This window comes from Micromonospora sp. KC213 (assembly GCF_004348325.1).
Classification (GTDB): domain Bacteria; phylum Actinomycetota; class Actinomycetes; order Mycobacteriales; family Micromonosporaceae; genus Micromonospora.
In genome coordinates this window covers 1-8078 of record NZ_SMKF01000217.1, presented here as the reverse complement: position 1 = coordinate 8078, position 8078 = coordinate 1, and the positions used below count along the sequence as shown (strand labels likewise).

Annotated in this window: 8 protein-coding genes; 6 read left to right on the top strand and 2 right to left on the bottom strand. The window is 72.7% G+C overall.

What is annotated here, in order from left to right:
• Nucleotides 1-303 precede the first annotated feature (303 nt).
• Entirely contained in the window at nucleotides 304-1356 is a 1053-nt protein-coding gene (locus E1166_RS27595) for a S1 family peptidase (RefSeq protein WP_132342833.1), read from the top strand.
• Between the two features lie 78 nt (nucleotides 1357-1434).
• Here E1166_RS27595 and E1166_RS27590 read toward each other — a convergent pair whose 3' ends face one another.
• Complete coding sequence (locus tag E1166_RS27590) at nucleotides 1435-2130, bottom strand: hypothetical protein (RefSeq protein WP_132342832.1); 696 nt, start codon at nucleotides 2128-2130, stop codon at nucleotides 1435-1437.
• A 171-nt stretch (nucleotides 2131-2301) separates the two neighbouring features.
• On the opposite strand from E1166_RS27590, the gene E1166_RS27585 reads away from it, so the two are divergent.
• Nucleotides 2302-3093, top strand: a complete 792-nt coding sequence (locus E1166_RS27585; protein WP_132342831.1) for a hypothetical protein — start codon at nucleotides 2302-2304, stop codon at nucleotides 3091-3093.
• Between the two features lie 128 nt (nucleotides 3094-3221).
• Nucleotides 3222-5045 carry an aspartate--tRNA ligase gene (gene aspS / locus E1166_RS27580; RefSeq protein ID WP_132342830.1) on the top strand — a complete coding sequence of 608 codons (1824 nt, stop codon included), beginning with the start codon at nucleotides 3222-3224 and terminating at the stop codon, nucleotides 5043-5045.
• 179 nt (nucleotides 5046-5224) lie between these two features.
• On the opposite strand, the gene E1166_RS27575 is transcribed toward aspS, so the two are convergent.
• Nucleotides 5225-5965 (bottom strand): GNAT family N-acetyltransferase, encoded by a 741-nt coding sequence (locus tag E1166_RS27575; protein WP_132342829.1) that lies wholly within the window; start codon nucleotides 5963-5965, stop codon nucleotides 5225-5227.
• A 116-nt stretch (nucleotides 5966-6081) separates the two neighbouring features.
• On the opposite strand from E1166_RS27575, the gene E1166_RS27570 reads away from it, so the two are divergent.
• The 3 genes from E1166_RS27570 to E1166_RS27560 form a co-directional block, all read left to right on the top strand.
• Nucleotides 6082-6294 carry a hypothetical protein gene (locus E1166_RS27570; RefSeq protein WP_132342834.1) on the top strand — a complete coding sequence of 71 codons (213 nt, stop codon included), beginning with the start codon at nucleotides 6082-6084 and terminating at the stop codon, nucleotides 6292-6294.
• Nucleotides 6295-6369: 75 nt separating this feature from the next.
• The gene (locus E1166_RS27565; RefSeq protein WP_132342828.1) at nucleotides 6370-7863 is read left to right on the top strand and encodes a replication-associated recombination protein A; all 1494 of its coding nucleotides are present in this window, start codon (nucleotides 6370-6372) and stop codon (nucleotides 7861-7863) included.
• Nucleotides 7860-8078: hypothetical protein (locus tag E1166_RS27560; protein ID WP_132342827.1), on the top strand; the 219-nt coding region annotated here is incomplete at its 3' end. The genes E1166_RS27565 and E1166_RS27560, both read left to right, overlap by 4 nt.

Below are 8078 nucleotides of genomic sequence, written 5' to 3'. Positions count from 1 at the left end.
GGACGAGGGTGGTGGCGCTGCCGAGGGTGGACAGCGCGCGTCGGGCGAGGGGCATGGTTGGCCTCCGGATCACGGGTGCCGGCGTGCTGCGGTGGCCAGATAATATCGACCCTCATCAGTGTCCACAATGTTACATCGCGGTTACATGGGGCGGCGGGGCCAAATCGGGCAAAGACATGTCTTGCCTCAGATCTTAAATATGTGAATACTTTCCCCACTCGGCCGATTTCCCCAGGTCGGCCGGGGTTGCCCCGGCTGCGTCGCCGTGACGCCGCCCGTCGCCCCCCTTCCGGAGGTTGTTACATGCGACCCACGAGGTCATCGCTCCGCCGCGCCGCCGCCGTCGCCCTGGCCGGCACCCTGGTCACCGGCGCGCTGCTCGGCGCACCCGCCCAGGCGGCGCCCGCCTCGGCGACACCCGACGCCGCCGCCGGCCTGGTCGACCGGCTCGGCGACCGCGCCGCCGGCACGTACGCCGACGCCAGCGGCAAGATGGTCGTGGCCGTGACCGACGCGACCGCCGCCCGTCAGGTGCGGGCCGCCGGCGCCACGCCGAAGATCGTCACCCGCGGCGCCGCCGTGCTGCGGGCCGCCACCGCCGAGCTGGAGCGCTCGGCGAAGATCCCTGGCACCGCGTGGTGGACCGACCCGGCCACCAACCAGGTCGTCGTCTCCGTGGACAGCACCGTCACCGGCGCCAAGCTGGAGCGGGTCAAGGCCGCCGCCGCCCGCGCCGGCGGCGCGATCCGGATCGAGGCCGAGGCCGGCGTGCTGAGCACCCGCATCTCCGGCGGGGAGGCCATCTACGCCGGTGGCGGCGGCCGCTGCTCGCTCGGCTTCAACGTGCGCAACAGCGCCGGCACCACGTACTTCCTCACCGCCGGCCACTGCACCAACATCGCCTCGAACTGGTACGCCAACTCCGGTCAGACCAGCCTGCTCGGCACCCGCACCGGCAGCAGCTTCCCGGGCAACGACTACGGCATCGTCCGGCACAGCAACTCCGCCAACGCCACCGGCAACGTCTACCTCTACAACGGCAGCTACCGGGACGTCACCGGCGCCGCCAACGCGTACGTCGGCCAGAGCGTGCAGCGCTCCGGCAGCACCACCGGCCTGCACAGCGGAAGCGTCCGCGCACTCAACGCCACGGTGAACTACGCCGAGGGCAGCGTCTCCGGCCTGATCCGCACCAACGTCTGCGCCGAGCCGGGTGACAGCGGCGGCGCGCTGTTCAGCGGCAGCACCGCCCTGGGCCTCACCTCCGGCGGCAACGGCAACTGCCGCATCGGCGGCACCACCTACTTCCAGCCCGTCACCGAGGCGCTCAGCGTCTACGGCGTGAGCATCATCTGATCCACCAGCGCACGGGCCGCCGGGTGACCGGCGGCCCGTCCGCGTTTCTACCGGCGCGGAGCGCGCTGCCGGTGTGCCTCAGCCCGGGGCCAGCCGGGTGCCGGTGAGCACCACCACGCCCGTCGGTCGCTCGCACCCCACGCGCAGCACCAGCTCGTCGGTGCCTTCGACGTCAACGGAGAGCGCGGTGGACGTGTCGTGCCGGGCCACCACGGATCTCCGCTCCAACCGCTGGACCGTTCCGTCGGGCTGGTTGGTGTTGGTGAGGACGGTGACGGCCGCCCTGGCCTGCGGATCGTCGGGGGACCAGGGCCGAACCGTGGTGGTCAGGTCGAGATAGCGCCGGAGCAGCGGGTAGAGCACCTCCCGGTGCTTGTCGGCACTGGTGTTGCGGGGACAGGATATGGTGATCGACCGGTCGTAACCGGGGCGGCCGTCCAGGGCCCGGGGCAACTTGACCAGGTTGGCGCCGCCGCCCTGCACCTCCAGCGTGTCGAGCAGGGTGCCCGCCGATGCGGACGGCGCCCCCGTCGGTCCCGACGTGTCCGCGACACCGCCGGTCGGGGTCGGCGGACCCGGTGTACCGGACGGCACCTGCGCCACCGTCTGCTGCTCGCCCTCGGCGTCACCCGAGGTCACGCCGAAGTAGTCACGGGCCAGGCTGGCGGCGGCGATCAGGACGCCGAGCACGGTCAGCGCCACGATGATCCGCCTGCCCCGCCCCGCGCGGTCGCCGTCCCCGGTGTCGATGGGGGAATCACTGTCGACGGTCACATCTCTCCCGAGTGCCGATGCCGGACGACGTGATTTTCTATCATCGGCGGACCTCCGAAGGAGTATTCGCCTGATCAAGTGTCGCCTATGTGATAGTCGGCGCTCCTTGTTTCTGCCAGTACCGCCAGGGATTCTCGACTCCCGTTGCGACAGTGCTCAGGAGGTGCCCTGGTGAACCAGCCGCAGAGCGACCCGACGTCCGGCCCTCGTGCCGCTCCGCCGGCCACCGGAATGCCGGGCGCGCCGCCGCCCGGTCCACCGGCCCGGCCGCCGCGCTCAGGACGCCCGGTCGCCCTGCTGGCGCTCGGGGTTGCCGCCCTGGCGCTGCTGGTGGCGTTCGGCTCGGCCCTGTTCGCCTGGCGCGCGGTGGACCAGGCCAAGGACGCCAAGTCGATCGCACTCGCCGGCCGCCCGGCGGAGGCCCCGCCGGCGGCCCCGCCCGGCAGCGCGTCGGGTCCCGCGCAGTCGCCGACGGAGGCGCCCCCCGGCACCGACCCGCTACCCCGCTCAGTAGGTGAACAGCCCGAACTGACCGAACAAACCGTCTACACGCCCGCGTACGAGCGGAAGTCGCTGAAACTGAGCGCTACCTGCAGCGCCCCGCAGTACGCCGACCTGGACATGCCGCAGACCAGGAACGACAGCGCGGGCGCCGAGATCCGGCTCAACGGCAGTTGTGCCAACGAGCCCGCGTCGTTCCGGCTGCTGGACGGGGTGGAAGGCAGCGAGGACGCGTACCCCGGCATGAAACCCCAGGAGTGCAGCGACAAGATCGACACCGCGCTCGTCGCGCCGAACCGCCGCATTCCGGCCAGCAAGGCCACCGTTTTCTGCCTCACCACCAACTACAAGGACGCCAAGGCGCGAAACGCCCCGTGGCGGATGGTCCTGGTCCACGTGGTCGGGGTGGCCAACGACGGCGTGACCACCATCGAGGTGACCGCCTGGAACATCCCGGACTAGGCGCTTCCGTCCACTGGGCAGCCTCGCCACCCGCCGGGCGGTCAGCTCGGCGGGTGGCGAAGCGTGCGTTCGGCCGGGCTGACAGAATGCCAGGGCAGAGACGTACCGCAGATGAGGAGACGCAAGTCGTGATCCGTACCCATGACGCCGGCAGCCTGCGCGCGACGGACGCCGGCACCACGGTGACGCTCGCCGGGTGGGTGGCCCGCCGGCGCGACCACGGCGGTGTGATCTTCGTCGATCTGCGTGACGCCTCCGGCGTGGTCCAGGTGGTCTTCCGTGAGGAGGACGCCCACGCGCTGCGCAACGAGTTCTGCGTCAAGATCACCGGCGAGGTGACCCGCCGTCCCGAGGGCAACGAGAACCCGGAGCTGCCCACCGGCGAGATCGAGGTGACCGCCAGCGCGCTGGAGGTGCTCTCCGAGGCGGCCCCGCTGCCGCTGCCGGTGGACGACCAGGTGGAGGCCGGCGACGACATCCGGCTCAGGTACCGCTACCTCGACCTGCGGCGCAGCGGCCCGGCGAAGGCCATGCGGCTGCGGTCCCGGGCCAACCAGCTGGCCCGTGCCGTACTGCACGAGCGGGACTTCCTGGAGATCGAGACGCCGACGCTGACCCGGTCCACCCCGGAGGGCGCCCGCGACTTCCTGGTGCCGGTGCGGCTCCAGCCCGGTAGCTGGTACGCGCTGCCGCAGTCGCCGCAGCTGTTCAAGCAGCTGTTGATGGTCGGCGGCATGGAGCGGTACTACCAGATCGCCCGCTGCTACCGCGACGAGGACTTCCGTGCCGACCGGCAGCCGGAGTTCACCCAGCTCGACATCGAGATGTCCTTCGTCACCGAGGATGACGTGATCGACCTCGGCGAGGCGATCGTCGCCAAGCTCTGGTCAGAGCTGGCCGGCTACGAGATCCCCCGGCCCATCCCGCGGATCACCTGGCACGACGCGCTGGCCCGGTACGGCTCGGACAAGCCCGACCTGCGCTACGGCGTCGAGTTGACCGAGCTGACCGACTACCTGCGCGGCACCGAGTTCCGGGTGTTCGCCGGCGCGATCGACGCCGGTGGGTACGTCGGGGCGGTGGTGATGCCCGGCGGCGCGGCCCAGACCCGCAAGGAGCTGGACGGCTGGCAGGACTGGGCCAAGGCGCGCGGCGCGAAGGGCCTGGCGTACGTGGTGCTCGACGCCGAGACCGGCGCGCCGCGCGGCCCGGTGGCGAAGAACCTCTCCGAGGCGCACCTCGCCGGCCTCGCCGACGCGGTCGGCGCGAAGCCCGGCGACGCGGTCTTCTTCGCCGCCAGCCCGAACGCCCGTGAGGCGCAGGAGCTGCTCGGCGCGGCCCGCGTCGAGATCGCCAAGCGGGCCAACCTGATCGACGAGTCCGCCTGGGCGTTCTGCTGGGTGGTCGACGCGCCGATGTTCGAGCCGACCTCCGACCAGGAGAACGGCGGGGCGGGCGGCTGGACGGCCGTGCACCACCCGTTCACCTCGCCCAACGCCGAGTGGGTCGACCGGTTCGAGGAGGCACCGGACCGGGCGCTGGCGTACGCGTACGACATCGTGTGCAACGGCAACGAGATCGGCGGCGGCTCCATCCGTATCCACCGGGGCGACGTGCAGCAGCGGGTCTTCGACCTGCTCGGCATCACCCCGGAAGAGGCGCAGGACAAGTTCGGTTTCCTGCTGGAGGCGTTCAAGTACGGCGCCCCGCCGCACGGCGGCATCGCCTTCGGCTGGGACCGGGTCTGCATGCTGCTCGCCGGCGCCGACTCCATCCGCGAGGTGATCGCCTTCCCGAAGACCCGGGGCGGCTTCGACCCACTGACCGGAGCGCCGACGCCGATCACCGCCCAGCAGCGCACCGAGGCCGGCATCGACGCCAAGCCCAAGGCCCCGACCGGGGCACACGCCGGCACCGCCGGCCCGGCCGCCCCGGTGGCCGACCCGGTCTGACGCCGTCCCTGTCGACCGCAGGTCCGCGTCGTGATCCGCCAATCGGCACGACGTGGACCTGCGCTCGTCGTTCGGTGAGGAGGGTGGTGGCCGGATGCGGATGCTCGTGGTGGGAGCCAGCGGGTTCCTCGGCGGACAGGTGTGCCGGCGGCGAGCGCCGGGTGACCCGGTCACCTCGCTCAGCCGAGCTGGATCGAGGTGCGGGCCAGGGCGCCGGTGAAGCCGAGCCGTCGGTAGAGCCGGATCGCGCCCACGTTGTCGGTGTAGACGCCGAGCGCCACGCGGTCGTACCGGCTGCCGAGGGCGCGGGTCATCCCGGCGGTCAGGGCGGCGCCGAGCCCTCGACCACGCCGCTCCGGGGCAACGGTCAGCCCGGCGAGGAACCCGATGTCGCCCCGGCTGCGGTCGGCACCGCAGGCGATGATCCGGTCGCCGTCGCGGATGCCGTACCAGTCGACGATCCCCGGATCGCCTGGGCGCGAGGTGGTGCTCGGGTACGCCTCGTCGATCAGCGCCGCCAGCGCCGGGTGGTCGGCGTCGGTCAGGCGTACCACCCGCTCCTCGTCGGTCTGCCGGGGTAGCGGCGCGTCGGTCCAGAGGAAGTCCCACTCGTCGAGGCGGGCGATGTCGAACCGCCCGGCCAGCGTCTGCGGGTCGGTCCGGGGTAGCTGCACCCACTGCCCGTGGTGCAGCACGCCCTCGGCGACCAGCGCGGTGAAGAGGTCCACCGCCGGGGCCGCGACACCGATGGCCCCGCCCGCCGGGCCGGTTCCGGACGGCAGCAGCCACGCCACGATGTCCTCGGACCGCCAGCCACGCGGTCGCGTTCCGGGACGGATCACGTGCCGGGCGAACGGGTGGTGGCCGGTCGCGGCGAGGAGCGCTGCCCGGCCCACCAGCTCGTGAGCTGTGTTGATCATGAAAGCAGCCTAGATCGGGTCGGCGCGACGCGCTCGCTCCAGGGTGGAGATTGGCGGACCGACCGATCGGGTACATCCCGGTCGACCTACTGGAACCCCCACCGGAGGACACCGCCATGCTTGCCATCCTCGCCGCCATCGTGTTCGGCTTCGCGCTCCTGATCGACCTGCTGAACACCAACTTCGGCGCCCCTGACCTGTTCAACTGGCACACCCTCGTGCTGATCGGCCTGCTGCTGCTCTCGCTCTACCTGGCCGGGGTTGGCAGTGGCCCGCGTTCAGGCGGCGGTGGTCGCTGGTACCGGGGCCGGCGGCCGGGTCGCGGCTGACCGCGATTGATCAGGGCCGGCGGGGAGTGCGGCGCGATTCCGGCGTCACGGTCCCCGCCCGGTACTGTCTTGCTGATGGAATCCGACACCCTGTTCACCCTCGGTGGACCCGCCGCGGCCAGCGCCCCGGCGGGCCCGGGTGGTGCCGACGGATTCCCGGCGGCGGGGGAGGACGCCCCGCTGCCCGTCCGGATGCGCCCGGCGAGCATCGACGAACTGGTCGGGCAGGACCACCTGCTCGCCCCCGGCGCGCCGCTGCGCCAACTGGTCGGCGGCGGCGCACCGCTGTCGGTGATCCTCTGGGGCCCGCCCGGCAGCGGCAAGACCACCATCGCCCACCTGGTGGCCCGAGCCACCGACCGCCGGTTCGTCGCCATGTCCGCGCTCAACGCCGGGGTGAAGGACGTCCGCGCCGTCATCGACACGGCCCGGCGGCAGCGGCGCGCGGGCGGCCCGCAGACCGTGCTCTTCATCGACGAGGTGCACCGGTTCAGTAAGACCCAGCAGGACTCGCTGCTCGCGGCGGTCGAGGACCGGACGGTCACCCTGCTCGCCGCGACCACGGAGAACCCGTACTTCTCGGTCATCTCGCCGCTGCTGTCGCGCTGCGTGCTGCTCACCCTCCAACCGCTGGACGATACGGCCGTGCGCGGCCTGCTGCGCCGCGCGGTCGCCGACGAGCGCGGCCTCGCCGGCACGCTCACCCTCGAGGCCGACGCAGAGGACCACCTGGTACGCCTCGCCGGCGGCGACGTGCGCAAGGCGCTGACCGCGCTGGAGGCCGCCGCGGCGTCGGCGACGGCGTTGGGCACCGGGCGGATCGATCTGGCCACCGCCGAGCAGGCGGTCGACGTGGCCGCGGTGCGCTACGACCGCGACGGTGACGCCCACTACGACGTCACCAGCGCCTTCATCAAGAGCATGCGCGGCTCGGACGTGGACGCCGCGCTGCACTGGCTGGCCCGGATGCTGGTCGCCGGGGAGGACGCCCGGTTCATCGCCCGCCGGCTGGTGATCTTCGCGAGCGAGGACGTCGGCATGGCCGACCCGGCCGCGTTGACCGTGGCCACCGCCGCCGCCCACGCGGTGGAGTTCGTCGGCCTGCCCGAGGCCCAGCTCAACCTGGCCCAGGCGGTGATCCACCTGGCGACCGCCCCGAAGTCGAACTCGGCCACCACCGCCCTCGGCGCGGCGATGGCCGACGTACGCGCCGGCCGGGGCGGTCCGGTGCCGCGCGGGCTGCGCGACGCCCACTACGCCGGAGCCCGTGGCCTGGGGCACGGCACCGGGTACCGCTACCCGCACGACGACCAGCGCGGGGTGGTCACCCAGCAGTACGCTCCCGACGATCTCGTCGGAACCGACTACTACCATCCCAGCAGCCACGGCGTGGAGCGGGCGGTGGCTGCCCGCCTGCCCCTGCTGCGCCGCATCGTCCGCGGGCTGCCCGCCCCGGTGTCGCGCACCGACGGGCCGGCGGGGCCGGACGGCCGCCACCGGTCGGGCGCGGGGCACGCCGCTGGGGCGGATGAGGACGGCAGCGACGCCGTCGGGGAGGGTCAGCAGTGACATCGCGTGGTGGGGAGCGACCGCAGGACGGTCCAGAGGAGCGGCGCGACCCCCGCGCCAAGGGTCGACGCTGGGGTCGTGGCCGGGCCGAGGAGGCTCCCCCGGAGCCGGTGGCCGAGGATTTCGGCTGGATCGACGATCTGCGTACCGCCAAGCAGCAGCGCGGTGAACTCGGCCCGGACGGCGAGCAACCCGGTGCGGCCCCCCCACCGACC